Annotated in this window: 28 protein-coding genes; 16 read left to right on the forward strand and 12 right to left on the reverse strand. The window is 70.7% G+C overall.

Annotated features, from left to right (window positions below; genetic code table 11):
- Positions 1–39: 39 nt before the first annotated feature.
- On the reverse strand, positions 40–534 hold the full coding sequence (locus tag O2L52_RS05200; protein ID WP_270114269.1) for a cupin domain-containing protein: 495 nt from the start codon (positions 532–534) through the stop codon (positions 40–42).
- A 166-nt stretch (positions 535–700) separates the two neighbouring features.
- Between O2L52_RS05200 and O2L52_RS05205 the strand changes: the two genes are divergently transcribed.
- The 4 genes from O2L52_RS05205 (at position 701) to O2L52_RS05220 (ending at position 3,342) form a co-directional block, all read left to right on the forward strand.
- Positions 701–1,189, forward strand: coding sequence for an RrF2 family transcriptional regulator (locus O2L52_RS05205; RefSeq protein WP_270114270.1), 489 nt, complete (start codon positions 701–703; stop codon positions 1,187–1,189).
- A gap of 9 nt (positions 1,190–1,198) precedes the next feature.
- Complete coding sequence (locus O2L52_RS05210) at positions 1,199–2,092, forward strand: TIGR01777 family oxidoreductase (protein ID WP_270114271.1); 894 nt, start codon at positions 1,199–1,201, stop codon at positions 2,090–2,092.
- A 314-nt stretch (positions 2,093–2,406) separates the two neighbouring features.
- Positions 2,407–2,721, forward strand: a complete 315-nt coding sequence (locus O2L52_RS05215) for a hypothetical protein (protein WP_270114272.1) — start codon at positions 2,407–2,409, stop codon at positions 2,719–2,721.
- A 6-nt stretch (positions 2,722–2,727) separates the two neighbouring features.
- The gene (locus O2L52_RS05220; RefSeq protein WP_270114273.1) at positions 2,728–3,342 is read left to right on the forward strand and encodes a hypothetical protein; all 615 of its coding nucleotides are present in this window, start codon (positions 2,728–2,730) and stop codon (positions 3,340–3,342) included.
- Here the strand turns inward: O2L52_RS05220 and O2L52_RS05225 are convergent.
- Positions 3,290–4,321, reverse strand: a complete 1,032-nt coding sequence (locus O2L52_RS05225) for an LLM class flavin-dependent oxidoreductase (RefSeq protein ID WP_270114274.1) — start codon at positions 4,319–4,321, stop codon at positions 3,290–3,292. The two genes, O2L52_RS05220 and O2L52_RS05225, sit on opposite strands and share 53 nt — an antisense overlap.
- Before the next feature lie 38 nt (positions 4,322–4,359).
- The gene (locus O2L52_RS05230) at positions 4,360–5,721 is read right to left on the reverse strand and encodes a class II 3-deoxy-7-phosphoheptulonate synthase (RefSeq protein ID WP_344472608.1); all 1,362 of its coding nucleotides are present in this window, start codon (positions 5,719–5,721) and stop codon (positions 4,360–4,362) included.
- A gap of 168 nt (positions 5,722–5,889) precedes the next feature.
- Between O2L52_RS05230 and O2L52_RS05235 the strand changes: the two genes are divergently transcribed.
- The 3 genes from O2L52_RS05235 (at position 5,890) to O2L52_RS05245 (ending at position 8,175) form a co-directional block, all read left to right on the forward strand.
- The gene (locus O2L52_RS05235) at positions 5,890–6,513 is read left to right on the forward strand and encodes a cyclodeaminase/cyclohydrolase family protein (protein WP_270114276.1); all 624 of its coding nucleotides are present in this window, start codon (positions 5,890–5,892) and stop codon (positions 6,511–6,513) included.
- Positions 6,510–7,358, forward strand: coding sequence for a bifunctional 5,10-methylenetetrahydrofolate dehydrogenase/5,10-methenyltetrahydrofolate cyclohydrolase (locus O2L52_RS05240; protein ID WP_270114277.1), 849 nt, complete (start codon positions 6,510–6,512; stop codon positions 7,356–7,358). The genes O2L52_RS05235 and O2L52_RS05240 overlap by 4 nt, the downstream gene beginning before the upstream one ends.
- 184 nt (positions 7,359–7,542) lie before the next feature.
- A complete protein-coding gene (locus O2L52_RS05245) occupies positions 7,543–8,175 on the forward strand; it encodes a hypothetical protein (RefSeq protein ID WP_270114278.1) in 633 nt (210 codons plus the stop codon).
- Position 8,176: 1 nt separating this feature from the next.
- On the opposite strand, the gene O2L52_RS05250 is transcribed toward O2L52_RS05245, so the two are convergent.
- Entirely contained in the window at positions 8,177–8,938 is a 762-nt protein-coding gene (locus O2L52_RS05250; RefSeq protein ID WP_270114279.1) for a hypothetical protein, read from the reverse strand.
- A 222-nt stretch (positions 8,939–9,160) separates the two neighbouring features.
- Here O2L52_RS05250 and O2L52_RS05255 point away from each other — a divergent pair, with 222 nt between their 5' ends.
- Positions 9,161–9,562, forward strand: a complete 402-nt coding sequence (locus O2L52_RS05255; RefSeq protein WP_270114280.1) for a hypothetical protein — start codon at positions 9,161–9,163, stop codon at positions 9,560–9,562.
- Between the two features lie 117 nt (positions 9,563–9,679).
- A complete protein-coding gene (locus O2L52_RS05260) occupies positions 9,680–9,886 on the forward strand; it encodes a hypothetical protein (RefSeq protein WP_270114281.1) in 207 nt (68 codons plus the stop codon).
- A 218-nt stretch (positions 9,887–10,104) separates the two neighbouring features.
- On the opposite strand, the gene O2L52_RS05265 is transcribed toward O2L52_RS05260, so the two are convergent.
- Both O2L52_RS05265 and O2L52_RS05270 read right to left on the reverse strand, forming a co-directional pair.
- Positions 10,105–11,130, reverse strand: a complete 1,026-nt coding sequence (locus O2L52_RS05265) for a 6-phosphofructokinase (protein WP_270114282.1) — start codon at positions 11,128–11,130, stop codon at positions 10,105–10,107.
- A 109-nt stretch (positions 11,131–11,239) separates the two neighbouring features.
- Positions 11,240–11,794 carry a polyadenylate-specific 3'-exoribonuclease AS gene (locus tag O2L52_RS05270; protein ID WP_270114283.1) on the reverse strand — a complete coding sequence of 185 codons (555 nt, stop codon included), beginning with the start codon at positions 11,792–11,794 and terminating at the stop codon, positions 11,240–11,242.
- 330 nt (positions 11,795–12,124) lie between these two features.
- On the opposite strand from O2L52_RS05270, the gene O2L52_RS05275 reads away from it, so the two are divergent.
- Positions 12,125–12,814 (forward strand): Crp/Fnr family transcriptional regulator, encoded by a 690-nt coding sequence (locus O2L52_RS05275; protein WP_030158415.1) that lies wholly within the window; start codon positions 12,125–12,127, stop codon positions 12,812–12,814.
- A 93-nt stretch (positions 12,815–12,907) separates the two neighbouring features.
- Here O2L52_RS05275 and O2L52_RS05280 read toward each other — a convergent pair whose 3' ends face one another.
- On the reverse strand, positions 12,908–13,585 hold the full coding sequence (locus O2L52_RS05280; protein ID WP_270114284.1) for a lysophospholipid acyltransferase family protein: 678 nt from the start codon (positions 13,583–13,585) through the stop codon (positions 12,908–12,910).
- A 217-nt stretch (positions 13,586–13,802) separates the two neighbouring features.
- Between O2L52_RS05280 and O2L52_RS05285 the strand changes: the two genes are divergently transcribed.
- A complete protein-coding gene (locus tag O2L52_RS05285; RefSeq protein ID WP_270114285.1) occupies positions 13,803–14,573 on the forward strand; it encodes an alpha/beta hydrolase in 771 nt (256 codons plus the stop codon).
- The gene (locus O2L52_RS05290) at positions 14,566–15,081 is read left to right on the forward strand and encodes a hypothetical protein (RefSeq protein WP_270114286.1); all 516 of its coding nucleotides are present in this window, start codon (positions 14,566–14,568) and stop codon (positions 15,079–15,081) included. Before O2L52_RS05285 ends, O2L52_RS05290 begins: the two co-directional genes overlap by 8 nt.
- A gap of 379 nt (positions 15,082–15,460) precedes the next feature.
- Here the strand turns inward: O2L52_RS05290 and O2L52_RS05295 are convergent, their stop codons facing one another.
- A complete protein-coding gene (locus O2L52_RS05295) occupies positions 15,461–16,093 on the reverse strand; it encodes an alpha/beta fold hydrolase (RefSeq protein ID WP_270114287.1) in 633 nt (210 codons plus the stop codon).
- Entirely contained in the window at positions 16,090–17,439 is a 1,350-nt protein-coding gene (locus tag O2L52_RS05300; protein WP_270114288.1) for a flavin-containing monooxygenase, read from the reverse strand. The genes O2L52_RS05295 and O2L52_RS05300 overlap by 4 nt, the downstream gene beginning before the upstream one ends.
- 155 nt (positions 17,440–17,594) lie before the next feature.
- Between O2L52_RS05300 and O2L52_RS05305 the strand changes: the two genes are divergently transcribed.
- Positions 17,595–18,719: a cytochrome P450 gene (locus O2L52_RS05305; protein ID WP_270114289.1), complete on the forward strand. Its 1,125-nt coding sequence runs from the start codon at positions 17,595–17,597 to the stop codon at positions 18,717–18,719.
- A 54-nt stretch (positions 18,720–18,773) separates the two neighbouring features.
- Complete coding sequence (locus O2L52_RS05310; protein ID WP_270114290.1) at positions 18,774–19,265, forward strand: NUDIX domain-containing protein; 492 nt, start codon at positions 18,774–18,776, stop codon at positions 19,263–19,265.
- A 265-nt stretch (positions 19,266–19,530) separates the two neighbouring features.
- Here the strand turns inward: O2L52_RS05310 and bioD are convergent, their stop codons facing one another.
- The 3 genes from bioD to bioA all read right to left on the reverse strand — a co-directional run bounded on the left by bioD (position 19,531) and on the right by bioA (position 23,335).
- Positions 19,531–20,205 (reverse strand): dethiobiotin synthase, encoded by a 675-nt coding sequence (gene bioD / locus O2L52_RS05315; protein WP_270114291.1) that lies wholly within the window; start codon positions 20,203–20,205, stop codon positions 19,531–19,533.
- 371 nt (positions 20,206–20,576) lie between these two features.
- Positions 20,577–21,650, reverse strand: a complete 1,074-nt coding sequence (locus tag O2L52_RS05320) for an aminotransferase class I/II-fold pyridoxal phosphate-dependent enzyme (RefSeq protein WP_344472611.1) — start codon at positions 21,648–21,650, stop codon at positions 20,577–20,579.
- A gap of 362 nt (positions 21,651–22,012) precedes the next feature.
- Positions 22,013–23,335 (reverse strand): adenosylmethionine--8-amino-7-oxononanoate transaminase, encoded by a 1,323-nt coding sequence (bioA, locus tag O2L52_RS05325; RefSeq protein ID WP_270114294.1) that lies wholly within the window; start codon positions 23,333–23,335, stop codon positions 22,013–22,015.
- A 467-nt stretch (positions 23,336–23,802) separates the two neighbouring features.
- Between bioA and O2L52_RS05330 the strand changes: the two genes are divergently transcribed.
- Both O2L52_RS05330 and O2L52_RS05335 read left to right on the forward strand, forming a co-directional pair.
- On the forward strand, positions 23,803–25,107 hold the full coding sequence (locus tag O2L52_RS05330) for an MFS transporter (protein ID WP_270114295.1): 1,305 nt from the start codon (positions 23,803–23,805) through the stop codon (positions 25,105–25,107).
- Between the two features lie 146 nt (positions 25,108–25,253).
- Positions 25,254–26,498, forward strand: a complete 1,245-nt coding sequence (locus O2L52_RS05335; RefSeq protein WP_270114296.1) for an ornithine cyclodeaminase, nickel-pincer nucleotide-dependent — start codon at positions 25,254–25,256, stop codon at positions 26,496–26,498.
- Positions 26,499–26,689: the final 191 nt, after the last annotated feature.

Consider the following 26,689-nt stretch of genomic DNA (forward strand, 5'->3'; position numbering starts at 1 on the left):
AACGGCCGCAACACGAGTGTGTTGCGGCCGTTTTTGTGCTTACTCCCCCGAACGGGCCTGCTGCCAGGCCTCGCTCGCCACGTAGTGGTTGTCGTACTGCTCGCCGGAGGCCGGGATCTCCTTCGGGTCGGCCTCGCCGGCGACGACCCGCTCGAGCAGCCGGTAGTAGTCGAACCGGTCGGCGGCCGGGGTGAACACGGCGAGGACGTCGGCATCGTGCCCGGCGGCGGCGCCGAACGCGTGCGGCAGGCCCGGCGGGATCGTGACGAAGTCCCCGGCCTCCAGGACGATGACCTCATCGCCGGTGAGGACCTGCAGCCTGCCCGAGATGACGAACAGCGACTCGCTGGTGCCGGTGTGGAAGTGCGAGGGCGCGCCGTCGCCGCCGTTGGGGAAGGTCGAGCGGTGGACCGAGAGGGCCCCGCCGGTCTGCGAGGAGTCGGCGAGGAGGGTCATGACCGACTGCTGGGCGTGGGCGAGGCGCTCGGCGGTGGCGGCGCGGGCGATGACGGGTGCGGGAACGGTGGTGCTCATGGGGTTCTCCTCTGGTGGTCGTTCCGGCCCTCGCCGGAACTCATATCTAGATATTACATGTCTAGATAAGGAGATGCAACCGAGGGATCCCATGCCGAGCGTCACGCCCAGAGCGGGAACAAGCGAACGGCACACCTCGTAAACCCGGACAGCTAAGATCGAGATTATGAAGATCAGTGAAGGCGTCGAATGGGCCGCGCACTGCTGCCTGCTCCTGGACTGGATGGGCGTCGACGCGCCCGTCTCGACCGCCCGGCTCGCCGCCGGGTACGGCCTGCCGCCCGCCTACCTCAACAAGCAGCTCCAACCGCTCGTCAAGGCCGGCATCCTCACCTCCACCGCGGGCAAGAAGGGCGGCTTCCGCCTTGCCAAGAGCCTCAAGGACATCACGCTCATGGACGTCCTGACCGCGATCGAGGGCCCCGCCGAGGCGTTCCAATGCGCCGAGATCCGCCAGAACGGCGTCTGGGGCGAGGAGCCCGCCTCGGCCTTCCGCGCGCCCTGCGCGATCGACACCGCCATGCGCGGTGCCGAACTCGAGTGGCGGCGCGCGCTCGCCGCGCAGTCCCTCGCGGCGATTCAGCAGAACGCCGAACTGCAGGCCCCGAGACTCCGCACCCAGGTTCAAGACTGGTACCGCGAGCCGAGGCCATAGGCTGTCGGTATGCGGATCGTCATCGCCGGGTCGAGCGGCTATCTCGGCAAGCCCCTGATGGAAGCCCTTGAAGGCCTGGGCGAAGGCCACGACCTCGTGCGGCTGGTGCGCCACCGCCCCGACGAGGAGAACGAGATCGTCTGGGACCCTTACAAAGGGCCCCTGGACCCGCAGATCCTCGACGGCGTGGACGCGGTCGTCAACCTGTGCGGCGTGAACGTCGGCGGCAAGCGCTGGAACGCCGCGTACAAGAAGCGCATCGAGACCAGCCGGGTCGTCCCGACCATGGTCCTCGCCGAGGCGGTGGCGGCCGCGAAGGTCCCGGTGATGGTGAACGCATCGGCGGCCGGCTGGTACGGCGACCGCGCCGACATCGAAGTGGACGAATCGACCCCCGCGGCGGCCGACTTCCTCGGACGGCTCTGCCTGAAGTGGGAGTCGGCGACCGAGGCGGCCGAGAAGTCGGGCGCACGGGTCGTCAAGCTGCGGACCGGCCACGTGCTCGGCCCGGCGAGCGTCCTCCTCGACCGGTTCGTACCGGCATGGAAGTGCTTCCTGGGCGGCCGCTTCGGCAGCGGACGCCAGTACATGCCCTGGATCTCCTTGCGCGACTGGGTCGGCGCGGCGGTCACCGCCATCGAGGACGAATCCATCCGCGGCCCGGTCAACATGGTCGGCCCGACCCCGATCACCAACCGCGAGTTCACCAAAGCCCTCGGCGCGGCGGTCCACCGCCCGACCCCGTGGATCATCCCCGGCTGGGCGGTCAAGATCGTCGCCGGAGAGGCCGCGATCGAACTCCTCCGCGGCGCCAAGATCAAGCCGGGTGTCCTGCAGGCCAACGGATACGAGTACCAGGACCAAACGCTCTTCGAGGCGCTGAGGTACGCCCTCAACGACTGACGAGTTCGCATAAGCGCAGCACACGAGACCGGTCCCGGATGTGGGGCCGGTCTCGAGTCCTTTTCGAACGGCACGCGATCCGCTAAGTTGAACATGTTCAACCTGAACACGTTCAACTAATCCACTCTCGAAGGATCGCCCATGCTGGTTCAACCTGTGCCCCCTCCCAAGTGGCCGAAAGTCATCAGCACCGTGCGGATCCTCACCGGGGTTCAGGTTGCGCTGGTCATGATCACCGGGAACTGCTCATTCGGGGTTCCGCTCTTCGGCGCGATCGCCTGGGCCACTGAGCGATTCAATGGCATGAGAATGCATTGGGATTCGCGGTCCCCTGGGCCTGGGGCGTCGGCTTCGCGGCGATCTTCACCTACGCGTACTTCACCAACCGCTGGGCCGGCCGGGCAGACCGCCGGGCCCGGACCACGATCATCATCGGAACGGCGGTGCTGGTCGGCCTCACCGTTTTGACCCTTCCGATGATGGGGTGGGAAGGTGGGGTTGCATGGGTCCTCATCGCCGCCACGCCTTCACTCATCATCCAGACGATCGTCCTGCGGTGCGTCCACGGCAGGGAAGGGCGGCGCTGGTTCGAGCGCGAGGGTGCCGAGCCGGTGGACCCTGAGCCCTAGACTTTGGTGACCGCCCACTTGAAGGACCCGCCCATGTACACGCCGCCTGCCACGCCGCCCGCCACTCCCCTGCCCCCGGAACTGCTGCACCGCAAGCCTGGGACGGTCACCGCTGCGCAGGTCATGCTCTGGCTGCAGTTCTCGTTCCTGATCTGCTGCGGGGCGGGCGGCGGGCTGACCGCGCTGTTCTATTCCGAGGCGCTGAACTTCAGCGACTTCGAGTTCGAGGAGGACCTCTCGCAGGGCTTCGAGAACCTCGCCGCGCTAGTCACCATCGTCATCGCGGCGACCATCGCGCTCGTGATCCTCTTCGGCGTGCTCGCGGTCAAGATCGGCGCGGGCCGCCGCTGGGCGCAGATTTTGACGATCGCGGTCATGCTGCTGGCCTTCGTGTCCGGCTTCATCGGGATCTACACCGGGTTCGAGGCGAGCAGCGAAGTGGGCGCGCCCGCCGACGGGACGCGGCTGATCTGGACCCTCCTCAGTCTCGCGATGCCGCTGGTGACGCTCATCTGCCTGTTCACGGGCTCGGCGAACCAATGGTTCCGCCAGCGCGGGCGCGAGCCGCTCAAAGGGCTGCCGCCGCAGAGCCCTCCGGCAGTGCCGTACCGGTCGTACTGAGTGCTTCGCCGAGCGCGGCGATGTTGTCGCCGACCGCTTCGGGGTCGCCGATGCCTTCGACCAGGAGGAGTTGGCGGCGGACGCCGGTCTTCTCGGCGGAGGCGGCGAGCCGTTCGGCGACGTGGTCGGCGGGTCCGACGGCGTGGCGTTCGATCATCCAGTCGACGTAGGCGGCGTGGTCGCGTTGGCCGCGTTTCGGTTTGAGGCTCACGTACTGGCCGACGCCCCTGGTGAGGAGTTCCGTGAGCGAGGTCCGCAGGCGGTCGACGGCGTCGTGCCCGTCGGCGATGTGGGCGAGGTGCGTGGAGACGTGCTCGGCGGAGTCGGGGTCGAAGCCGGCGGTTTCGGCTTCTTGCCGCCAGGCGTTGAGGAGGGCGACGTGGTCGTCGTCGGGGGCGTGCATGCCGAGGAGGAGCGGGTGGCCGTGGCGTCCGGCGAGGCGGGCGGTGGCTTCGCCGGTGGCCGCGATCCAGACCGGGCGTCCGGCGCCGGGGGGCATGACGCGGACGGGGAGGACGTCGAAGAACTCGCCGGCGTGGGCGACTTCGGCGGCGCCGGAGAGCCAGCGTGTGAGGAGCGCGAGGCTTTCTTCGAAGCCGCGTTCGTACCGGTCGAGGCTGGAGTCGAAGACGTCGAGGTCGATCCAGGGGCCGCCGCGGCCGACGCCGAGTCGGAAGCGGCCGGGGGCGAGGGCGTCGAGGGTGGCGGCCTCTTCGCCGAGGGCGACGGGGTTGCGGTTGGAGAGGACGGCGACGGCGGTGCCGATCTGGAGGCGTTCGGTGGCGGCGAGGAGGTGGGCGGCCATGAGCGTCGCGGAGGGGCTCGCGCCGTATTCGATGAAGTGGTGCTCGGCGGTCCATACGCCGTCGAGCCCGGCCGTCTCCGCTTGCCGCGCATAGGAGACGACTCGGCGAAGTGCCGCCGCCGGCGCGATGCCGGGGAACACTCCGCCGAGGAGGAAGAGATCGTAAGCGCTCATGCGCTCACTCTATGGGCCGTCCCTTTTGAAGGACAGCCTCAATGGCGCAGCATCTCCGCGACGAGGAACGCGAGCTCGAGCGACTGCTGGGTGTTGAGCCGCGGGTCGCAGGCGGTCTCGTAGCGGTCGGAGAGCTGGTCGTCGCGGATCTCCTGGGCGCCGCCGACGCATTCGGTGACGTCCTCGCCGGTGAGTTCGATGTGGATGCCGCCGGGGTGGGTGCCGGTCTGGCGGTGCACTTCGAAGAAGCCGAGGACCTCGTCGACGACCTGGTCGAACGCGCGGGTCTTGTAGCCCGAGGCGGATTCGTAGGTGTTGCCGTGCATGGGGTCGCACTGCCAGACGACCTTGCAGCCGGCGGCCTGGACCTTCTCCACGATGGGGGGCAGGACGGTGCGGACGTTCTTGTGGCCCATGCGGGTGATGATGACGAGCTTCCCGGGGATGTTGTCCGGGTTGAGCTTCTGGCACATCTCGACGACGCCTTCGGGCGTGGCGCTCGGGCCGATCTTACAGCCGACCGGGTTCGCGACGCGGGAGAGGAAGTCGATGTGGGCGCCGCCGAGCTGGCGGGTGCGCTCGCCGTTCCACAGCATGTGTCCGGAGAGGGCGTAGGCCTTGCCGTTGAAGATGCGGGTGAGCGCCCGGTCGTACTCGATGGCGAGCATCTCGTGGGAGGCGAAGACCTCGGCGGTGTGGAGGTTCTCGTCCTCGACGCCGCAGGCGGCCATGAAGCGCACGGCGCGGTCGATCTCGCGGCCGATGGCCTCGTAGCGCTCGCCGGCCGGGGAGGTGCGGACGAAGTCCTTGTTCCAGTCGTGCACGGCCATGAGGTCGGCGAGGCCGCCGCGCAGGTAGGCGCGGAGCATGTTCATGGTGGCGGCGGAGTTGGCGTAGGCGCGGATCATGCGCTGCGGGTCGCAGACGCGGGCCTCTTCGGTCGCCTCGAGCGAGTTGAACATGTCGCCGCGGTAGACGGGCAGGCCGAGCGAGTCGAGTGCGGCCGAGCGCGGCTTGGAGTACTGGCCGGCGACGCGGCCGACCTTGACCACGGGCAGCGAGGCTCCGTAGGTGAGCACGACCGCCATCTGCAGTAGCGTGCGCATGTTCGCGAGCACGTGGTGCTCGGTGTTGTCGATGAAGGTCTCGGCGCAGTCGCCGCCCTGCATGAGGAAGGCGCGGCCTTCGCAGACCTCGGCGAGGAGCTCGCGGAGGTGGTCGACCTCGTAGGGGGCGACGATCGGCGGGACGCCGGCGAGGACCCCGGCGACGTCTTCGACCTCGGCGTAGTCGTTCCAGGGGGGAACCTGCTCGCGGGGCAGGTTCCGCCAGGCGTCGAGCTGATAGCGCTCGGCTTCCTCCGCGTCGGCGACGACGGGGACGAGGCCAGGGTTTCGCAGATCATGCCATTGGCGGTTCACGCGGTAATGGTACGTGGCGGCGGTGCGGGGTCGGCACGCTGATTTGCGTGTCTCAATGGGTGAACCCCCACAGTCGCGGACGGGCGGCGCGACACACCGGGACCCGCGCAGACATCCCACCTTTGGTGGCGCGTCTAGGCTGGCCGGGTGCGCGAGACGACTATTGATGACTGGCTGACCGACCTCGCTTCGGAGCTTCCGGCGCCCGGCGGCGGCGCGGCGGCGGGGATGAGCGCGGCCATGGCCGCCGCCCTGGTGTCCATGGTGTGCAACCTGACGATCGGCAAGCCGAAGTTCGCCGAACACGAGGCGGTGATGCGGGAGGCCCTGGCCGACGCGGAGCGGTTGCGCGGAGCAGCGCTGCAGCTCGCGGAGGACGACGCGGAGGCGTTCTCGGGCGTCGTCGCGGCCTACAAGCTGCCGAAGTCCTCTGATGAGGAGAAGGCGGCGCGGACCGCGGCGATCCAGGCGGGCCTGGTCGAGGCCGCGGCGGTGCCGCTCGCGGTCGCGAAGGTGTCGGCCGAGGTGATCAAGCTGTCGGGGCGGGTCCTGGAGGGGTCCAACCCGAACGTCCTCTCGGACGTGGCCGTGGCGGCTTCGGCGGCGAAGTCGGCGCTGGAGTCGGCGGCACTGAACGTCGACATCAACGTGGTGGCGATCAAGGACCCCGCCGAGCGGGAGCGGCTCGCGAGCACGCTCAACGAGGCGCTCCAGGCGAAGGTGCAGGCTGAGGCGATCATGCAGATCGTGGCGAAGAGGATTCGGGCATGAGTGACATCGACGGGCGCGCGGTCGCGTCGGACATCCGCGCGGCGGTCGCCGCCGACGCGGCGCGGCTGCGCGAAGAGGGCATCGTGCCGACCCTGGCGGTCGTGGTGCCGACGGACGACGAGGGCACGGCCTGGTACGTGCGCTCGATCCGCAAGGCCGCGGAGAAGGAGGGCATCGACTGCAGGGTCGAGCACCTCAAGGACCCCGGCAAGGACGAGATCACCGCGAAGCTCCAGGAGCTGTCCGCGGATCCGTCCGTCCACGGGATCATCTGCCAGACGCCGCTGCCGGAGGGCGTGACCCTCTCGGAGGTCGGGTGGCACATCAGCCCGTACAAGGACGTTGACGGCGCGAACTCGGAGAGCCTGGGCCGCCTGGCCGCCGGGTTGCGGACCTTCGCGCCGGCGACGGCCGCGGCGGTGCTGGAGCTGCTCAAGCGCGAGGACCTGGTCCTGGAGGGCGCCAAGGCGGTCGTCGTCGGACGCTCCACTGTGGTGGGCAAGCCGGCGGCGCTGCTGCTGCTGAACGAGTCGGCGACGGTGACCGTGTGCCACTCGCGCACGAAGGACCTCGCCGCCGTCTGCCGCGAGGCGGACATCCTCGTCGCGGCCGTGGGCCGCGCCGGGATGATCAACGCCGACTTCGTGAAGCCGGGCGCCACCGTCATCGACGTGGGCACCAACCCGACCGAGGACGGCGGACTGGTCGGCGACGTCGACTACGACGCGGTCGCCCCGGTCGCCGCCAGGCTCACGCCGGTCCCCCGCGGCGTCGGCCCGGTGACGACCGCACTCCTGCTGCGCCACACGGTGGTGGCGGCGGAGCTGACGAAGACCCACGGCTAGGCGACACGACACGCAGAAGGCCGACCGCCCGGCGGTCGGCCTTTTCGCCGTCCCTTGTGCTGTCGGATACCTGACAACCCATGGTCGTGACCGCCGGTGTTCTTGGCAATTGCCCGGAAACGCCTATACTCGCCCGGTCACTCGATGTACCGGAACTGCGACAGGCTCTCGCTAAGCTCCGACCATGAGCGACCACCCCGCGAAGAACATCTGGGCCGCCATCAGCGCGCTGGCCGCAGTGGCCACCATCGTCCTCACCATCGTGATGTGGCGCCACGGCCAGAACGACCCCGCCTCCGGCGAGAGCGAGTCCGCGAGCGCCGACCAAGTCGGCGAATCCAGCCCGACGAGCGCCGACACCGAAGCGGCGCAAGGAAGCGGCGCGTGGGAGGAGACCGACTCCTACACCATCTCGCTGCCGACGACCTTCCAAGGGCACGACTGCAGGGATCTGCATATCGACCTGGACGAGCAGGGCGAGAGCGAACTGCTCGACGGCGACAGCGAACCCGCCGAAGGGGCGGACCTCATCTGGTACTCGTGCGGCGGATCGCAGCCCGGCCACTTCTACAGCGTCCCCGAGGCATCCGGGTTGACGCCGTCGGGCGAAAGCCTCGAACCCGATGTCTGCAACTCCGCGACCAGCGGCGACTCGTACCTTTCCCTGTCAGTCGACCCCGGTGACCCGCCGACCGAGCTCGGGTGCCTGATCACGACCTCGGGAGCACTCGCCGGGGTGTCACCGACCGGGCTCGATCGGGTCGGCGAAGGGGTAGTGGCGGACTTGCAGGTGATCCTCTGGCAGCGGGCCGGGTGACTCACCGGGCCGGCAGGCGGTCGAAGCAGTCGGCCAGGGCCGGAAGGAAATCCATGAAGCGGGCCCGCTGCTGGTGGGTGTCGGCGCCGGTGCCGTCGCTCTTCCAGGCCACGAGCCAGCCCTCCTTCGCCGCCCACGACCAGCGGAACAGGTCCAGGCCCGCGGCCTCCGCGGCGGCGGCCACGGTCGCTGCCAGAGCCGGGTCGTCGGTGTGGAGCTGCCGGGGCACCGGCCGGAAGAACCGGTCCAGGGCGTCGGCGGTGAACCGCCCGATGCGACCGCGCTGGCGCGGCTGCGGGCGCGGCAGGTCCGGGAGCGCCACAGACTTGTAGCGCGCCCGGCGCGGATGCCAGTTCCCGGCCATCGAGGCGTCACCGTCGAGGAGCCGGTGCTGCACCACGTCGGGTCCGGCGCCCTGCAGCCTGACGGCGTTGCACCGCAACTGGTAGATCGAGCCCGCGGCGGTCGCGTCCAGCGCGCTGAACCCGAAGGCGTGCCGGCCGCCCCACACGCCGTGCGTCCACCCGCGCACGTGCGCGACCGGGAACCCAAGGCGCCCAAGGTGGTTCAGCACTGCCGCGGTCTCGCCGCCGAGATCCTCGGACTGGAGTTCGGCGCGGAACGCGAGCCGGTACTTGCGGGCGAACTGCTGCCAGCCCGCGAGCGCGGCCCGGGCCTCGCGTTCGGCCGCCGGGTCGAGCCCGGACTCGGTCTCGAGCACCGCCCCCGCCCGTTCGGCACCGCTCTGGCCGACCTGACCCACCACAGGTTCCTCCCACTGTCGATTCACGAGCACTGTATGGCGGCGCGGCAAGACCGTCCTCCCCCAATTCGTGCCGCGATGCGGCCGGCTCCGGCACACCGCCCAACCACCCGCGGAACAGGTGCCGTGGCCTCGGAAAATAACTCCAAGTGGCGGATACCCGACAGACATGCACGACCGCCGGACGTAGCGTTAAGGCTTCCCACGCAGAGGAGGTTGCGTATGACACGTCGTCTCGCATTCGTGGCGACCGTCGCCGCCATGATCGTCTCGGTCTCGAGTCCGGCGATGGCGTTCCAGCACGACAGGGTGCAGAACCCGGTGGTGCACTGGGCACTCGACATCGCGATCCTCGCCATCGTGGTCGCTCCGATATGGACGGCGCTGCTCTGGGGCAAGGGGCGCAGCAAGTGGCTGCTGGCAGGCTTGATCGCCTTCGTGCAGCTGCCGGTCGCGGTCCTCGGCTTCTCACCGAGCGCCTCGGCACTGTTCGCCGGCAGCGGGCTGTTCCTCGGCCTCGCGCTCACGACCGCCGCGATCTGGTACACCCGCAGAGTGACCCGCCAGGAGCGGGCCGCCGCCGAAGCGCTCGTCCAGAAGGAACTGCCTGGCGAGGCCGCCTGAGCCGAGGGCGAAACCGGTGAGCCGGTCGCCGTCGCGCAGCAGCCGGAACACCGGGCAGCCCTGGAACGGACCGTGGAACCCGCCGGTCGCGGGGTCGCGGTAGGCGTGCCATGCGCAGTGCGCCTCGCCGACCCATCCCCAGGCGCGGTGCGTCTCGGCCCCGCCGAAGCGGTACACGCCGACGCTGAGGGTCCGGTCGCCGACCGGGCGCCGGTAGAAGTCGGCGTCGAGGCCCGGCACGGGCATCGTCTCGAAGTCGATGTCAGGCAGGGTCTTGTGATACGTGAAATCGGCGAGATGCGGGATCTCGCCGATTTCCTCTAGAGAAGCCACGGGCACACCTGGTCTAACGACCGGGCGTGCCCGTGGTTGCGCAATTCTGACAGTCCATCCGGGCCCAAGGGGCGCCCTGAGTGGAAATCCGACAAGGCTTCGTGAGGAGCTAGTACGTGTGCGGAGCACAGCGGAGCGTACTTGCGACGAGCGAAACGCAGCTCAGATCTTCTCTCAGGGGGTCCGCCGGAACCACAGCGGACCTTTACTTAAACGCCGAAGAAGACCTCGGCGTCGGCGTACCGCTCGACCGGGACGGTCTTGAGCACGTCGGTGCCTTCGTTGATCGGGATGCGCACGACGTTGGTGCCCTGGAGCGCCATCATCTTGCCGAAGTCGCCCTCGTTCACGGCTGCGGCGGCCTCGAGGCCCAGGCGGGTCGCGAGCACGCGGTCGAACGCGGTCGGGGTGCCGCCGCGCTGCAGGTGGCCGAGGATGATCGCGCGGGTCTCGATCTCCGCGCGCTCCTTGATCTCCTTGGCGACCCAGTCGCCGACGCCGCCGAGCTTGACGTGGCCGAACGCGTCGACCTCGCCGTCCTTGAGGACCATGCCCTCCTGGGCGTGCGCGCCCTCGGAGACGGCGACGATGGTGGCCTTGCCGGCCTCCTTGCGCTCCTTGACGAAGTTCGCGACCTTCTCGATGTCGAACGCGACCTCGGGGATGAGGGTGACGTTCGCGCCGCCGGCGATGCCCGCGTGCAGCGTCATCCAGCCCGCGTGGCGGCCCATGATCTCGACGACGATGCAGCGGTCGTGCGAGTCCGCGGTCGTCCACAGGCGGTCGATGGCCTCGGTCGCGATGTTCACCGCGGTGTCGAAGCCGAAGGTGTAGTCGGTGCCCGAGAGGTCGTTGTCGATCGTCTTCGGGACGCCCACGCAGTTGACGCCGTCGGCGGTCAGCTTCGTGGCGACACCCAGGGTGTCCTCGCCGCCGATCGCGATGAGCGCGTCCACGCCCAGCGCGGCCATGTTCTTCTTGATGGCCTCGACGCCGCCCTCGATCTTGTAAGGGTTGGTACGCGAGGAGTGGAGGATCGTGCCGCCCTGGTCGAGGATGTTCTCGACCGAGTCCCAGTCCAGGGGCTGGGTGATGCCTTCGATCGGACCCCGCCAGCCGTAGCGGAAGCCCACGAACTCGTGGCCGAATTCCTTGCTGCCCTTACGGACCGCGGCACGGATGACCGCGTTGAGACCGGGGCAGTCACCGCCGCCGGTGAGCACGCCAATGCGCATGTGTCTTACTCCCTGGAGTGAGGACTGGTAACTGGGCGGCCCCATTGCCGAAACACGCCCAGCCTATATCGGGACCCGGGGTCGGCGACCAGGGGTTCGGCAGGTCGGCCTAGCGGTGGGAATCGACCGGGCCGTACGCGGCGCGCTCGGCGCGGTACGCCTCGAGGGCCTTCCAGCGGGCGAGGTTGAGCCTGGCGTCGGTCAGCGCGTCGTGCATGTCGGCGTCGGGCGTGGTCGGCAGCTCGGGCCGGCCGAAGTCCTCCCAGCGCTGCCGCAGGTCCTTCGTCATGCGCGGGAGCGCCCGCGGGAGCTCGGGCATCGTGCCCCACAGCTGCGCGAACACGACGTGGTCGTAGGCGCCGATCCAGGCCCACAGCTCGACGCGCTCGCCCGGGTGCGAGCCGGTCTTCTTGCGCACCGGCGAGACGAGGAAGTCGTAGAGCTCGTCGCGTATCGTGGCGCGGCTCTTCCAGAGCGGGCTCGCGGGGGGCGGGAGCTTGTCCAGGACGTTGCGGCGCACCCAGTCGATGGCGCGTGAGGGGTCGAACTCGGTCGACACGGCGTAGTACTCGCGTCCCTGCTCGTCGACGACGGCGATCGAGACCAGTTCGATCGTGCGACCGTCCTCGATGAACTCGCAGTCGTAGAAGTATCGGTACGCCACGCATCGGCCTTTCGTATGAGCTCGAGCGGTCTTTTTCGGCCGTTCTTCTGACCCCACCCGTATGTCGCCGGACTGGCGTCGACGCTACGCCATACGATCAGGCAGCCGGAATCTGACCTCGCGATCCGCACGCGGGCGCCGCGATACCGGACAATCGAGGCGAAAGCACGTAGACTTGATCGTACACTCGGTCGAGCGACAAGTGCGCCGTCCGGACACATGGCCCAACGGAGCGTGAAGTTTCCGACACTGGGCCCTGTACAACGACGGAAAAGACAGCGATCATCGGAGGGAACCCGCGGACCCGGGACCCACCGAAGGGGGAGAACTATGGGTGTCAGCCCATCTGAAGACCCGCTTGCAGGCGTCGCCATGTTCGCCGGCCTCGACCCGCAGGCACGGCGGCAGATCGCGGGGGTGGCGGTACAGCGCCACTACCGGCGTGGGCACCTCCTGTTCTTCGAAGGCGAGCCGGGCGAATCACTCATCATGATCAGGTCGGGAGCCGTGAGCGTCTTCCGCACCGCCGCGACCGGCGAGCGCGCGATGCTCCACGTCGCCCGCGCCCCCGAAGTGCTCGGTGAAGTCTCCCTGCTGGACGGATCGCCCCGGTCGGCCAGCGCGGAGGCACTCGAGGACACGTCGGCGCTGGCGCTGGCGCGGTCGTCGTTCCTGGAACTGGTGCATGGCAACCCGAAGATGCTGGACGCGGTCCTGCGGTCGATGGGCATGATCGTGCGGCGACTGACCGAGCAGTCCTCCGACCACGTGTTTCTGGACCTGCCTGGGCGGGTGGCGAAGACGCTGGTGCGGCTCGCCGAGCAGCACTCGTCGCCGATGACGACCATTGAGCTGAACCAGACGCAGCTGGCCGAGATGGCCGGCGGTTCACGCCAGAGCGTGAACCAGGCGATCGGGATCTTCGCGAACCGCGGCTGGCTGCGCACCGAGGGCCGCAAGATCGTCGTGGTCGACCTCCCGGCGCTGCGGCGGCGGGCGGGCTTCGGTGGAGCCGAATAGAGAGCACAGCGGCGGCGGAGCCGAATATGCGGCACCATGGCGCAGGAAGCGCCCCGTCTGAGCCCAGCCGGAACCGCCTACCGGGCCCGGCGGCTACGGCTTGCCCTTCTCCTTGAACTTCGCGGCGTACTCGTCGACGTAATCCTGGCCTGACAGCGCCCTGAGGGCGTCCATGACCTCGTCGGTGACGGCGCGTTCGATGAAGCGGTCGCCTACGAGCTCGCGGTAGCGGTTGAAGTCGAGCGAGGGCCCGAACTTGATCTTGACGCGGCCGATGCGGGGGATGCGCTTCCCGATCGGCTGCAGCTCACCGGTGTTGAGCATGGCGACGGGGACGACCGGGGAGCCGGTCTGGAGGGCGAGGCGGGCCACGCCGGTCTTGCCGCGGTAGAGGCGGCCGTCGGGCGAGCGGGTGCCCTCGGGGTAGATGCCGAAGAGGCGGCCTTCGGAGAGGACGCGCTTGCCGGTGTCGAGCGAGGCGCTGGCGGCGTCGCCGCCGGCCCGGTCGACGGGGATGGCGCCGACGGCCTTCATGAAGGTGCGGACGAACCAGCCTTTGAAGCCCGTACCGGTGAAGTACTCCTCTTTCGCGATGAACGTGACCCGGCGCTTGACGACCAGGGGCATGAAGAAGGAGTCGGTGACGGCGAGGTGGTTCGAGGCCAGGATCACCGGGCCGTCCTCGGGCACGTGTTCGAGCCCGTCGACCTGGGGCCGGTACACGGCCCACAGCAGCGAGCCCAGCGTCGCCTTCAGCACCCAGTAGATCACGCGTTCAAGCGTATCGGTACCGGTCAATAGGTCTGACGTCGATCGTTCCCGGGCGCGCGGATCGGCGCGGCGGGGGTTCCCGCGCGGTGGCGGCGGTCGGCGGACCCGTGCGAGAATGGGCAAGCGGCGCGAAACGGGACCGCCCGGCCGCCGTGCGACCGCGGGCCGTGCGCCCGGCGGTTCCCGCGCCCCGTCATTCAGCTACCCGGGAGGCGACGTGACGAACGATTCCGAGGAGTTCACGTTCGACCTCGGTGTTGACGCCAAGGCCACGATGGTGCTGTGCCACGGCTTCACCTCCGATCCGGCGAGCATGCGCCCATGGGGCGACTACCTGCGGGAACACGGCTTCAATGTCGTCGCTCCGCTGCTGCCCGGCCACGGCGAGACGTGGCAGGTGCTGGCGAAGGCGACCTGGCAGCAGTGGTACGCGCGGCTCGAGGAGGCGCTGGACGAGGCGCTGGCCCTGGGCCGGCCGGTGTTCGCGGGCGGCCTGTCGATGGGCGGGTCGCTCTGCCTGCGGCTGGCCGAGCAGCGCGGCGGCGACCTTGCGGGCCTGGTGCTGGTGAACCCGGCGATCTTCGACGACAAGCCGCAGGGGTTCCTGGCGCCGGTGCTGCGGTACGTGATGCCGAGCGTGGCTTCGATCGGCTCCGACGTGAACAAGCCGGACGTGCGGGAGAAGACCACGTCGCGGACGCCGGTGGCGGCGTACGCGTCGCTGCGGCGGTTGTGGCAGGTGACGCGGCCGGAGCTGGCGCGGGTCACGGTGCCGCTGCGGATCTTCACGAGCGCGGAGGACCACGTGGTGAGCCCCCGCAACACCGCGGTGATCCGGGCGGGCGTGCGTTCCAAGGACGTCGAGTCGACGGTGCTGCCGCGGAGCTTCCATGTGGCGACGCTCGACTACGACGCCGAGACGATCTTCTCCGGGAGTGTCGAGTTCATGAACCGGCAGCTGGTCAAGACCCGAGGTGTCCATGACTGACCGCAGTGAGCAGGAAGGCAACGGCGAGCCCGACAGCGGCGAGCAGGGCGGCGCGCCCGAGGAGCTGCGACCGGAGGACGTCGACCGGCGCTTCAACGAGCTCATCAAGGGCTTGGGGGACACCGGCAGCGGGATCCTGAAGGAGCACGACGCCGAGGGGCGTCAGGCCGAGGCCGAGCCGACGCCGCCCCGGGCGTCGTCCTCCTCGGACGACGAGCCGACGCTGCTGGACCTGTGGGACGTCGAGCTGCCGGACGATGACGACGAGGACGACTACGACCCGCCGGAGCCGCCTCCGGTGCCGTGGCCGAGCCTGCCGGCGGTCGGCGGACTGCTGCTCATCATCGGCGGCATCGCGCTGCTGGTGAATCCGGGCATGGCGCCGCTGGGGACGAACCCCGGACGGCTCGTCGGGTTCGTGGGGTTCCTGATCGGCGTGTGGCTGCTCATCAGCCGCCTGCGCCCGGACAAGGAACCGGACGACACCGACGACGGCGCGGTCGTTTAAGGCACGGCACCTCAGACACGGCACTTCAGGCGCAGTCGTCAGCGATACGGCGCCATTCGGGGCGAAGCCTTCGGGCTCAGCCCCGGACCTCTGCCCCGAACGGGTGAATCCTCCCCAGCGGCAGGCCTGCCTCGGTCCGCCTTCAGCTCGGCTTCAGGTTCGCCTCGTTAGTGTCGAAACCGGGGGCCCTTCCCGGAGTCGACACGGACACTCGGCGTGCGCCGAAACGGCGGGCATCCCGCGTCCGCGACGGACGGCCCAGCGGCCGGCTTCAGCTTCGCTTCAGGTCGCTTCAGCTTGGCTTCAGGTTCGCCTCGCTACCTTGGAAAACCGGGGAACCAAACCCAGCCCGCAGCAGTGCTTTCGGCGTGCGCCGGGGTCAGCCCTTCTGTGCGTCGAGCCAGGACAGGACCGTGTCGAGGAGCCCTTCCGCGGCGGGGCCCTTGAAGATGTCGTTGGGGGCGCCCGCGAAGGTCAGCGGGGTGATGCCGTACTCGTCGGCGACCGCCTGGGCCTCCTTCGACTGCGTCTCGGACTCGCTCACCACCAGCAGCACCGGCGGTTCGCCCACCGGCTTCGGGAGCTGCTTCGGGACGCGCTGGGGCGACACGAGCACCAGGCCCGCCGCCGGGTAGCGCCCGGCCGCGAGCGCGGCCCAGGCCGCGCCCTCGCCGTGTCCCATGAGGACGGTCTGGCGGGGCACGGTCACCGCGGCCTGCACGACATCGTGGGCGCGGGCCTCCGGGCCGCCTTCGGCGGTGGGCGTGCCGCCCTGGCCGCGCACGCTCACAGCCGCCGCGTACCGGCCCGAGGAGGCGATCCGCTTGAGCCACAAGGCGTTGAAGGCCGCCGCACCGGCCGGGTCGCCGGTGCAGCAGAGGACCGGGTTCGTCTCGGGGTTGTCCTTGATCTCGATGTCGAACAGGTCGGCGGGCTCGAAGACGGCGATCTCGCGCCGGACCGGAACCGGCTCGGGGGTGCGGGCGCGCCGGACCCAGGCGGTGAGGCTCATTTGGCGGGCTCCTGTTCGAGGGTGTCGATGATGCGCCCCAGGCTGGCCAAGTACTCCTCGGCATCGACCACGAGGCGGCGGCGCGGGTCGACGTGCTCCACCGCGTGCTGGCTCGATTCGGCGTTGACCTGGTGCTTGAAGCTCTCGGCGCGTTCGGGGTCGCTCTTGCGGACCTGGAGCCAGCGCGCGATCGCGTGGGTCTGCCAGTGGACGATCGGGAGCACGCCGACGCCGGGTTCGACGAGCCCGGCGACGGCCAGAGTCTGGGCCTTGGGCGAGAACATGCGAGCGAACAGCCGCGGTGCGGGTTCGTCGCGCGTCCCGCCGAGGAGTTCCGGTGCGACGCAGGCGATCTTGGGCTGGTAGCCGGTGGCGAGGACGACGAGGTCGGGACGGGTCTCGGTGCCGTCGGCGAACGCGACGTCGAACCCGTCGAAGCGGGCGACCTCGCCGCGGCGCTTGATGGAGCCGTCGCCCACGTGCTCGAGGTAGCGGCCGTTGCGCACGGGCTCCTCGTCCCCCGGGCCGTAGTCCGGGGTCTCGACGCCCATGCGCTCGGCGAGCCGGCTGGGGCCCTTGAGGACGCGGTCGGTGAGGAAGCGGCGCAGGAACTTCGGCCGGGAGTTGAGGCGGGCGAGCGCGTAGTCGGCGGGTTCGCCGCCGAGGTACTTGGGCAGGTGCCAGGTGCCGCGGCGCACGGAGTGGACGCAGCTGGCGGCGTTCACGGCGGCTTCGCAGGCGATGTCGACGCCGGAGTTGCCGCCGCCGATGACGAGGACGTGCTTGCCGCGCAGGCGGGACGGGTCCTTGAGCTGCGAGGAGTGGAGGACGGTGCCGCGGAAGTCGTCCAGGCCCGGGTAGGACGGGAGGTTCGGGGCCCAGTGGTGGCCGGTCGCGATGATGACCGCGCCGTAGCGCAGGCGCCGGGCGGCGCTGCCGGCGGCGGGCTTGACGACGACTTCGAAGCGGGCGCCTTCGACCGGTTCGAGGTGGGAGATCTCGGAGCCGTACCAGATGTGCTCGGAGAGCCCGAAGTGCTTGGCGTACGAGGTCAGGTACTCGAGCATCTGGGTCGCGGAGGGGTAGTCCGGCCAGTCGTCGGGCATCGGGAAGTCGGGGATCTCGGTCTGGGACCGGGAGGTGACGAGGTGGGTGTTGGGGTAGAGGGCGCTGTGCTGGTTCTGGGGGTTCCACAGGCCGCCGAGCACGGTGTCGCGCTCGTAGCAGTCGACTTCGAAGCCGTTCTCGCGGAGGTTCTTGACCGCGATGAGGCCGGACGCTCCGGCGCCGATCACGCAGACGGCCTCGCCGCGGTCGTAGGCGGCCTGGGAGGAGTACTCCTGCAAGGGACGGTCTCCTTCGATGGGCATTCAGTCAGGTGCCGGACGGCGTTCCCGCGGGTGGGACCGCCGGGGGGCGGGTCGCGATGCGGGGCGCCGAAAGACTGAGAGCAGATTACCGTGAACGGGACTCGTACTTTCGGGGGAGGTAGGCTGCGCGCGTGCTCTTCGAGCTGTGGAAACATCCCCGACCCGATGCCCCGGTGCTCCGCCGAGACGGGCAGGTGGTGGTGTCCTCGCACCGTCTCGCCAAGCAGGTGCTGGCCGACCGCGAGCGGTTCTCGGCCGCGAACGCGCTCGACGCGGTCACGCCGATCCCCGCGGGCGCGCTGCGGGAGCTGACGCGCCACCGGTTCCGGCTTCCCGCGACGTTGGCCAACAACGACTCCGACTCGCACGAGCAGATCCGGGCGGCGTTCGGGGCGGTCTTCGCGCCCGCGAACGTGGAGGCGCTGCGCCCATGGCTGCAGGGGCTCGCGCGCCGGACGGCCGCCGGGGTCGCGTGGCGGTTGCGGGCGGGCGAGGCGGTGGACGTGGACGCCGCGGTGTCCTCGGAGATCCCGCTGGCTGCGCTGGCGCGGCTGCTGGGCCTGGAAGTCGAAGCGGCCGTTGCGGTCAAGCGATTCAGCCGGGCCGCGCTGGAGCTGTTCTGGGGCGATCCGTCTCCGGAACGGCAGCGCGAGCTGGCCGCCGTGGTGGGGCCTTTCCATGCGTTGCTGCGGAGTTGGACCGCGGGCTCGACGGGTGCGACGAGGCTGCTGCTCGAGGAGCACGGCGAGGACGCGGCGACCGCGGCGCTGTTCTTCCTGCTCGTGGCGGGCCAGGAGACGACGTCGCAGTTCTTGACGCTGCTGCTGCACCGGCTGGTCGAGGAGCCCGCATTGCTTGAGTCGGAGCCCGCGGCGATCGTCGAGGAGGGCCTGCGGCTGCTGCCGCCGATCACGTCGTGGCGGCGGGTCGTGAAGCGGGACACGGACATCGGCGGTTTCGAGGTGCGGGCGGGCGAGTCGGTGCTGGTGTGGCTGGGGGCCGCCGGCGTGGACGAGGGCGTGGCCGAGTGTCCGATGCGGATGGTGCCGGGCCAGCGGGGCTCACGGCGGCACTTGGCGTTCGGGGCGGGCGCGCACCGGTGTTTGGGGAGCCAGTTGTCGCGTCTGGAGGCCGAGGTGGTCGTGGCGGAGCTGGCGCCGCTGCTCCCCCGCTGCCGGGTGGTGGCCGCTCCGGTGAGCGAGCCGAACTTGTCGTTCCGGATGCCGAGCCCGCTCGTGGTGCGGCTCGCCGCTTGAACTCCGGCACTAAATGCGTTGCATTGCGATGCAGGCGCTTGCCAGGCTGTCCGGATGCCTGAATTCCTGGAGTTCCGCCAACGCGGCACCGCTTACGTCCTTCGCGATCTGCCCGAGCGGCCCGGAGTCGAGGTCCTCGTGATGCTCCACCGGGACCAGCCGGAGGCCGGGGTGCAGGTCCCCGGGGGCGGGGCGCGGCCGGGCGAGACCCCCGGCGAGACGGCGATGCGCGAAGCGGTCGAGGAGACCGGCGTCCGGGGCGTCGTGTTCGGCGCGGTGCTCGGCAGCAAGCTGATGGCGGTGCCGGAGTGGCGCGCGTTCGACTACCAGGTGACCACGTACTCGTGGATGAGCACGGAGGACCGGCGGGACTCGTGGGACCACACGGTGGTCGACACCGGCGACGAGGACGACGGGCTGCGGATGCGCTGCGAGTTCCGGCCGGTCGAGGCGTCCGGCATCGACTGGGGCCTGGACTGGCTGCTCGGTCTCGCGCTCCCGAGGTTCCGGGCGGCCCGCGCGGTCGGGCGCGGTGTGCCCGCGTAGCCGCGAGGCGCGGGTGGCCCGTCCGGCTGGGGGGGGGGGGGGGGGGGGGGGGGGGGGGGGGGCGGCGGGGGGGGGGGGGGGCGGGGGGGGGGGGGGGGGGGGGGGGCCCGTCCGGCGGGCGCCATGCGGGCGCGGGGGGTCGCGGCGCCCGCATCGCGCTGATTCGGCACCTATTGGGCCGGTTCGATGCCAATGTACTGGGCCGCGTCAACCCTCGTGGGAGCGAGCGTCAACGCTGTGACGAGCCAGTGGGCGGGGCGTCACGCTAGCCGGTGATGCCGAAGCGGCCCAGGTCCCCTTCGAGGTCGAACCACTCGGAGGAGCTGAGGCGGAAGGCCTCCGGGTCGAGGGCGGCGGCGTTCGCGGGAATCCAGCCGATGCGCCGGCCCGGGAGGTCCTTGAGGTTCTCGTACTCGGCCAGGCCGGGCTCGAGCGGCCACGATCCGATGAGGACGGACGCGTCGATGCCGCGCCGCGACAGCGCTTCCAGCGTCAGGGCCGTGTGGTTGAGGGTCCCGAGCCCTGCGCGGGCGACGACGACGGCCGGGCAGCCGAGCTCCACGGCGAGGTCGCGGGCGGTCCAGCCGCCCGCGCCGAGCTGGACGAGCAGACCACCGGCGCCTTCGAGCAGGACCACCTCGGAGTGCAGGTCGAGGATCGTCTCGGCGACCTCGTGGAGGTCGAGCAGCGGCAGGCCGCTGCGGCGCGCGGCGGCGAAGGGCGCCAGCGGGTCCGGGTAGGCGGCGAGAGCGCGGGCCGGCGCGCCGGAGAGGCGGGCGACCTCGGCGGCGTCGTCGTCGTCACCGGTCTGGGCGAGCTTGACGACCTCGACGCTGCGGCCCTGCCGCATGAGGAAGGCGGCCAGCGCGGCGGTGGCGACGGTCTTGCCGACCCCGGTATCGGTGCCGGTCACGAGGACCGGTCCTTCGAAGGCGATCATCCGGATAACGTAACGGCCCGCCGGGCAAGCCGCCCGTCGGCCGGTGCTTTAGCCATGACCTGCGGGAACGCTCGGGTGTCGGACCCGCGTGGGAGAGTCGTCTCATTTCTTCGGTCGGTCGGAGGTGGATGCGGGTGGGAAGGGGCATGCCCTACGCCCGGCGCGGTCGCAAGGCCACGAGCGCGGGCGTCGACGCCAACACCACCGCAAGACGCGGCCGCGAAGGCCGACGGGTGCACCGGCGCAGGCACCGCCCCGCCAGCGGCCCAGCGGCCCAGCGGCCCAGCAGCCCAGCAGCCCAGCAGCCCAGCAGCCCAGCAGCCCAGCGGCCCAGCGGCCCAGCGGCCCAGCGGCCCAGCGGCGACCGACGCCTACCTCGCCGCTCGCACCACGGCAAGCGCCCGCTCGAAGTCGGCCTCGTCTATCCCGGTGTTGATCGTGATCCGCAGGCGCGAACGGTGGTCCGGTGTGGACGGTGGACGGAAGCAGCCGACCGCGACCCCTTCGGCGGCGCACCGCTCGGCCCAGCCGGTGGCCGCCCTCGCGTCGCCCGCAGGCGGTGAGAGCACTCCCGCGGCCGGGACCGGCACCTCGAGCAGCTCCGCCGCGCGGGCCGCGCGGCGGGCGAGTTCGGTTCTGGCGCTGTCGGATTCGCGGGCGATCGCGAGCGCCGCACCGGCTCCGGCGATGACCGCGGGGGGCGGCGCGGTGTCGAAGATGAACGTGCGGCCCGTGTCGTGCAGGTGGCGGCGGAGCGCGGCCGGACCCGCGATCACGCCGCCCGCCGCGCCGAGGGCCTTCGAGAGCGTGGCGGTGATGACGATCCCCGGGTCGCCCGCGAGCCCGGCCGCGGCGACCCCGCCCGCGCCGTGCGGTCCGACCGTGCCGATCCCGTGGGCCTCGTCGACCAGCAGCAGCGCGCCGTACGCACTCGTCAGGGCGTGGAGTTCGCGGAGCGGTGCCGCGTCGCCGAGGACCGAGTACACCGACTCGACCGCGACCAGCGTGGGCCGCAGTTCCCGGAGCTGCCGCTCGAGGTCGTCGAGGTCGTTGTGCGCGAAGGTGTCCGAACGGCCGCCCGCGAGGCGGGCCGCGTCATGGAGTGACGCGTGGGCGTGGGCGTCGAGCAGGACCGGGCCGGCCAGCGCGGCCGTGGCGCCGAGGTTCGCCATGTACCCCGAGGAGTACAGGACGGCGGTCTCGGTGCCGGTGTGCCGGGCGAAGTCGGCTTCGAACCGCTCGTGGACGCCGGTGGTGCCGCGCACGAGGCGGGAGCCGCCCGCGCCGAGCCCGTGGTCGGCGAGCGCGGCGGCCGCGGCGGTCAGGACGGCCGGGTGGCGGGAGAGCCCGAGGTAGTCGTTCCCGGCCAGGTCGATCGCGTCGGTGCGGGTGCGAACGGTGCGGGTCAGGCCGGCTTTGGAACGGAGGTCCGCCTTGCGGCCCAAGCGGTTCCAGACGGCGGCGGTATCGGCGCCCGGTTCGATCGGGGCGGCTGCCGCGCGCGCGGGGAGGGCGGAGTCGGATGCGGTGCTTCCGTCGGCGCCTGACACGCTGCCCACCGGGTCGCGACCAGGCACCCCCGGGCGGGAGGAGCCGGAGGCGGTGCTTCCGTCGGCGCCTGACACGCTGCCCGGGTCGCGACCGGGCACGGTTGCGACGCGCCCCAGGCCGGCGGAGTCGGATGCTGTGCCTCCGTCGGCGCCTGACACGCTGCCCGGGCCGCGACCGGGCACGTTTGTCGCCGCGCCGGTGTCGACTCCCGCTGAGCCTGGCACACCATCGACTTGTTGCGCGCCTTCCGCGGTGCTCACGCGATGACCTCGTCGAGGGCTTCGGCGAGGGCGTTCACGAGCAGGTCGGTCTCGTCGTCGCCGAGGGTCAGCGGCGGCATCAGGACCACCGTGTCGCCCAGCGGGCGCAGCCAGACGCCGCGCTCGCGCGCGGCCTGGCAGACCGCGAAGCCCGTGCGGGCGCCGACCGGGGGGACCTCGACGCCGATCATCGTCCCGAGCTGGCGGATCTCGACCACACTGTCCTTGGCGCCCACCGGTTCCAGCAGTTTTGCGAGGCGTTCGCCGAGCCGGGCGGCCTGGCCGATGACGTCCTGCTCCCCCATCACGCGCAGGTTCGCGAGCGCGGCGGCGCAGCACAGCGGGTTCGCGGTGTAGGTGTGGCCGTGGAAGAACGTGCGGGGCCGCGTGTCGCCGGGTCGGGTCAGGAACGCCTCGTAGACGTGTTCGGCGGCGAGCACGGCCGAGAGCGGCAGGTACCCGCCGGTGATGCCCTTGCCGCAGGTGAGCAGGTCGGGGACGACGCCGGCGTGCTCGGCGGCCCACATCCGGCCGGTGCGGCCGAAGCCGGTGGCGACCTCGTCGAAGATGAGGAGCGCGCCGTGGGTGTCGGCGAGTTCCCTTGCGGCGCGCAGGAACTCGGCGTCGTAGTCCAGCATGCCCGCGGCCCCCTGGATCATCGGCTCGACGATGATCGCGCAGACCTGGTCACCCGATTCGCGCATCACGGCACGCAGTTCGGCGATGGCCTGCCCGTTGCGGTCGGGGCCGAGGGCGCGGTCGCCGGGCGAGGCGACGCCGATCGTGTCGAGCAGGAGGGGCTTGTAGGCGTCGTGGAACAGGTCGTGGCCGCCGACGGCGACCGCGCCGAGGGTGTCGCCGTGGTACGCCTGGTCGAGGCGGACGAACTTGGGCCGGGGGTGCCCGGTCTGGGTGGAGTACTGGTAGGCGATCTTGAGGGCGGCTTCGACCGCGGAGGAGCCGTCGCCCGCGTAGAAGACCTTGGTGAGCTCGGGGCCGTTCCCCTTGGGAGCCAGGGCGACGAGCGCTTCGGAGAGCTCGATGCCGGGGGTGTGGGTGGTGCCGAGGAACGTGGAGTGGTCGAGCTTGGCGAGCTGGGCGGTGATGGCGGCGTTGATGTCGGGGTGCCCGTGGCCGAGGGTCGTGGTCCACAGTGAGGAGACGCCGTCGAGGTAGCGGCGGCCGTCGACGTCGATGAGCCAGGGCCCTTCGGCGCGGTCGACGACGACGGGCCGGTCGCCGGTCCAGGTGGCGTGCTGGGTGAAGGGGTGCCACACGGCCGATGCGTCGCGGGCGGTCCATTCGGCGCTGGCGGTCATCGCGACTCCTTAGATGGTTCCTACAAAACTGGTTGGAGGATACCGCCGCACGCGGGGTGTCCGGCAGGGGCGCGCGGCCGTTCCCGACTCGTGCGATGCCCTTGACTCCACCGTTACCGAACCGAGGCCGCCGCCGCATTCGCGAAGCGGCAGGCGTAGTTTTGGGCGGTCATTACGGACCCACCTGCTCCGTCCGGGTTTTTACACTTTGAACACAGTGGGACGCTTGACAACCACATGCGCCACGGGCAGACTGGTGACACTTGCGGCAATCGCGGAGGATTGTCACTTACCGCCCTTCAGGTATCACTGCGCGCTTCGGAAAGGCCCGGCGATTCCCTGCGCCGACACGGCCCTCTCCGTGTGCGATGCCGGGCGGGGCCGCACCGCCCCGCGGCGGCCCGCTGCGACGGTGCAGACCGGCGCCCGAGTCCGACGCTCGCGGAGCCGAGAACGAGGAAGGCCCAGTGTCGAACCAGAACCCCCCGCCGGCTCCGGCCGGGCCCGCGGACGACGCGCCCGAGTCCGATCGGAAGCCGTCGTTCTCCCAGGTCTTCGGCGACCGCGAAGCCGCCGGGTTCCTCCTCGCGTTCTGCCTCTCGAACGCCGGCGCCATGCTCAACCGCGTCGCCGTCACCTTCCTCGTCTGGCAGCAGACCGAGTCCTCCGCGCTCGCCGCCGCCTCGTTCGCGATCAGCTTCGCGCCCTACCTCGGCCTCGCCCAGGTCCTCGGGGCCTTTGTAGACCGCTACTCGTACCGCAACGTCATGGTCGTGTGCGACGTGCTGCGCGCCGCGCTCATCAGCCTGCTGCTCATCCCCGGCCTGCCCATCGGCGTCATGATCGCGATCGTCTTCGCCGTGGCCGCGGTCCAGCCCGCCTACAACGCGGCCCGCGTCGCGACCCTCGCCCAGATCCTCACCGGCGACGCCCTGTCCGTCGCGATCGCCCTCACCTTCAGCGCCGCCGCGACCGCGCAGATCGTCGGCTACCTCGCCGGCGGCCTGCTCGCCGCGATCGACCCGTACACGGCCCTCGCGGTCAACGCCGCGCTCTTCGTGGTCAGCGCCATCGCGATCAGCGTCCTCGTGCAGTACCGGCCCTCGGTCAACAAGCGCGAAGAGCGCCGCCACGTGCTCACCGAGACCGCCGACGGCCTGCGCATGCTGCGCGACAACAAGGTCCTGCGCACCGTGTCCTTCGGGATCTGGGGCCTGTTCGCGCTCACCGCCGTCCCCGAGGGCGTCGCCGTCCTGTGGTCGGTGCACCTCCACGGCGACTCGAAGACGCAGGGCCTGATCATGGCCGTCGACGCCGCCGCCGCGGTCGCCGCGACACTCCTGTTCACGCGCTTCGTGCGGCCCTCGGTGCGCGACAAGCTCATCCGGCCGCTCGCCTTCATCGGCCCCATCGTCCTCACGATGGCGCTGTTCGACCCGCCGCTCGCCGGGGTGCTCCTCATCGCGGTCGGCGCGGGCGCCGCGAACATGATCATGGCCCCCATGAACGCGACCCTCGCCCAGTGCATCCCCGACGGCTGGCGCGGCCGCGTGGTCGCCGCCGCCAACTCCGGGCTGCAGCTCAGCCAGGGCATCGCCATCGCCGGGATCGGCCTCATCGTCGAGTTCGGGGCGTCCCTGCCGTACGTCGTGGGCGCCTGGGGCCTCATCGGCTTCCTCATCCAGTACCTGGTCACCCGCAACTGGCCCGCGCCCGAGGAGATCGAGGCCGCCAAGGCCGCGGCCGCGCCGCCGCCCGCGACCGCCCCCTGACCCGCCGCACAGGCCCGAGGAGCCTTCGGGCACCGCTGCGCGGCGGGAGCTAGGCTCGTCTCGGCGTCCCCGGGCCGGCGCGCGGCGACGCCCGCGAGCCGCAAGTCCGCGGGGACACGAGGCCGGGAAGCAACAGGAGCACCAACGTGGAACACGCAAAGACCGTCGAGCTGCGCGGACACCTCATCGACCAGGGCATCTTCGCCCGCGTCATGGACGACGTCCTCGAGTACTCGGGGGCCTACACGATCGACCGCTTCGACGTGGGCCGCCACCACACCGACGAGTCCTACGTCCAGCTCACCGTCTCCGCCGAGACGCCGGAGCAGGTCGAACGCATCGTCATGCGCCTCCAGACGCACGGCGCGAACCCGCTCGACCCCGGCATCGCCACCCTCAAGCCGGCCCCGCGCGACGGCGTCTTCCCCGAGGACTTTTACTCCACCACCAACTTCGACACCCAGATCCGCCTCAACGGCAACTGGATGGACGTCGAGAACTCCGAAATGGACTGCGGCATCATCGTCGCCGAGGACCGCGCCCGCGCCTGGACCCTCCCGGTCTCCGACGTCAAGGCCGGCGAGCTCGTCGTCTGCGGCGGCCTGGGCGTCAAGGTCCTCCCGCTGCCCGAGCCCGAGCGCAAGAACCCCGAGTCCTCGAACTTCGAGTTCATGAGCGGCGGCGTCTCCTCCGAACGGCCGCAAGCGCTCCAGGTGCGCCAGATCGCCGAGCGCATGCGCGAGGTCAAGGCCCGCGGCGAGAAGATCCTCTGGGTCGGCGGCCCCGCCATCGTCCACACCGGCGCTGGCAAGGCCCTCGAAGCGCTCATCAACGAGGGCTACGCGGACGTCATCTTCGCCGGCAACGCCCTCGCCGCGCACGACATCGAGTCGAACCTGTTCGGCACCTCGCTCGGCGTCGACCTCGACAAGGGCCACGGCGTGCCGCACGGCCACGAGCACCACATCCGGGCCATCAACAAGATCCGCACCTGCGGCTCCATCAGCGAAGCCGTCGACCAGGGCGTCCTCAAGGGCGGCATCATGCACGCGATGGTCAAGAACCAGAAGGAGTTCGTGCTCGTCGGCTCCGTGCGCGACGACGGCCCGCTGCCCGACGTGTACACCGACGTCATCGAGGGCCAGCGCGCCATGCGCGCCGCCCTGCCGGGCGTGGGCTTCGCGATCATGGTCGCCACGATGCTGCACTCGATCGCGACCGGGAACCTCCTGCCCGCGAAGGTGCCGCTCGTGAGCGTCGACATCAACCCCGCCACGGTCACGAAGCTCGCCGACCGGGGCTCGGCGCAGGCGATCGGCGTGATCACCGACATCGGGCTGTTCTGCGAGCAGCTCGCGGGCGAGCTCGTGGTCGGCTACAAGCGCGACTAGACCGACGATCGGTAGGGCGGCCGGGGTCCCGGCCGCCCTTTCGCGTACGACCGTCCACTAACCCCCACCCACCGCTAGAGGGGAAAAGACTGTAGGGCCCAGCGTGCCGGGCGGGTGCGACAAGAACCCGGCCCCACGGCCGACGTGTCACCCGAAAGGGGTCGGATTCGGGTGAGGTAGCGCTTTCCAAA

This window comes from Glycomyces algeriensis (assembly GCF_027622855.1).
GTDB lineage: Bacteria > Actinomycetota > Actinomycetes > Mycobacteriales > Micromonosporaceae > Glycomyces > Glycomyces algeriensis.

What these genes read in the sequence shown, in the direction of transcription:
- O2L52_RS05225 (WP_270114274.1), bottom strand. Translation starts at nt 4,321, where the DNA reads ATGAGCGCTTACGATCTCTTCCTCCTCGGCGGAGTGTTCCCCGGCATC.
- O2L52_RS05295 (WP_270114287.1), bottom strand. Translation starts at nt 16,093, where the DNA reads ATGAGCCTCACCGCCTGGGTCCGGCGCGCCCGCACCCCCGAGCCGGTT.
- O2L52_RS05200 (WP_270114269.1), bottom strand. Translation starts at nt 534, where the DNA reads ATGAGCACCACCGTTCCCGCACCCGTCATCGCCCGCGCCGCCACCGCC.
- O2L52_RS05255 (WP_270114280.1), top strand. Translation starts at nt 9,161, where the DNA reads ATGACACGTCGTCTCGCATTCGTGGCGACCGTCGCCGCCATGATCGTC.
- bioA (WP_270114294.1), bottom strand. Translation starts at nt 23,335, where the DNA reads ATGACCGCCAGCGCCGAATGGACCGCCCGCGACGCATCGGCCGTGTGG.
- O2L52_RS05245 (WP_270114278.1), top strand. Translation starts at nt 7,543, where the DNA reads ATGAGCGACCACCCCGCGAAGAACATCTGGGCCGCCATCAGCGCGCTG.
- bioD (WP_270114291.1), bottom strand. Translation starts at nt 20,205, where the DNA reads ATGATCGCCTTCGAAGGACCGGTCCTCGTGACCGGCACCGATACCGGG.
- O2L52_RS05240 (WP_270114277.1), top strand. Translation starts at nt 6,510, where the DNA reads ATGAGTGACATCGACGGGCGCGCGGTCGCGTCGGACATCCGCGCGGCG.
- O2L52_RS05290 (WP_270114286.1), top strand. Translation starts at nt 14,566, where the DNA reads ATGACTGACCGCAGTGAGCAGGAAGGCAACGGCGAGCCCGACAGCGGC.
- O2L52_RS05265 (WP_270114282.1), bottom strand. Translation starts at nt 11,130, where the DNA reads ATGCGCATTGGCGTGCTCACCGGCGGCGGTGACTGCCCCGGTCTCAAC.
- O2L52_RS05205 (WP_270114270.1), top strand. Translation starts at nt 701, where the DNA reads ATGAAGATCAGTGAAGGCGTCGAATGGGCCGCGCACTGCTGCCTGCTC.
- O2L52_RS05210 (WP_270114271.1), top strand. Translation starts at nt 1,199, where the DNA reads ATGCGGATCGTCATCGCCGGGTCGAGCGGCTATCTCGGCAAGCCCCTG.
- O2L52_RS05275 (WP_030158415.1), top strand. Translation starts at nt 12,125, where the DNA reads ATGGGTGTCAGCCCATCTGAAGACCCGCTTGCAGGCGTCGCCATGTTC.
- O2L52_RS05310 (WP_270114290.1), top strand. Translation starts at nt 18,774, where the DNA reads ATGCCTGAATTCCTGGAGTTCCGCCAACGCGGCACCGCTTACGTCCTT.